The 808-nt window shown below is 46.0% G+C and carries 1 pseudogene; it reads left to right on the forward strand.

From position 1 onward, the window contains the following. Positions 1 to 92: 92 nt before the first annotated feature. Positions 93 to 808: pseudogene (locus ACUU1I_RS20900) on the forward strand (fimbria/pilus outer membrane usher protein); the annotation flags it as partial.

Consider the following 808-nt stretch of genomic DNA (forward strand, 5'->3'; position numbering starts at 1 on the left):
AACAAAATGATAATCAATCTACCACGCGTAATTCTCGTTATGGCAGGTTCACTCCAGGGTTTAATCTTGGTGCCTGGAGGTTTCGTAGTTCAGTGACATGGAGCAAGGAACTTGGCCAGTCAGAAAGATGGCAAAGGGGTTACATGTGGTTTGAGCGAGGCATAAATGCGATTAAAAGCCGATTAACGCTTGGAGAATCTTATACGTCGTCTGAGGTGTTTGACAGCATACCTTTTCGCGGCGGGATGTTAGCGACCGACGATGCGATGACTCCGCCGGAGGACAGCTACTACACACCTGTGGTGCATGGAATAGCACAAAGTGAGGCGCAGGTTATTATTAAACAAAATGGGCAAATTATTTTTACCCGTTCTGTGCCGCCAGGGCCTTTTGCGCTGGATAATTTACCAACGCTGGCCGTTGGCGGGGAGCTTGATGTTACAGTGAGAGAGAGTAATGGCGAGGAGCAGCATTTTTCCGTGCCATTTCAAACGCCGGCCATCGCTCTGCATGAAGGATATTTCAAATATAGTGTGATGGGGGGGAATATAAAGAAGAAGGTATAAAAAGCTCCCCTGTCTCCGTGGGCGAAATCACGGCGATGTACGGGCTTCCTTATGGCGTCACGGTGTATGGAGGGATTCAAAGCGCCACTCATTTTAATGCAATATCTACGGGTATTGGCATTTCTCTGGGGCTGTTAGGGAGTTTATCGACAGATATTACGCGTTCGATTGCGAATTTATATTATGGGAATAAATATCGTATTCGTTATAGTAAATCCATTAGTGATTTTGGTACTCAATTG

It is taken from the genome of Shigella sp. SIG3 (assembly GCF_053555855.1).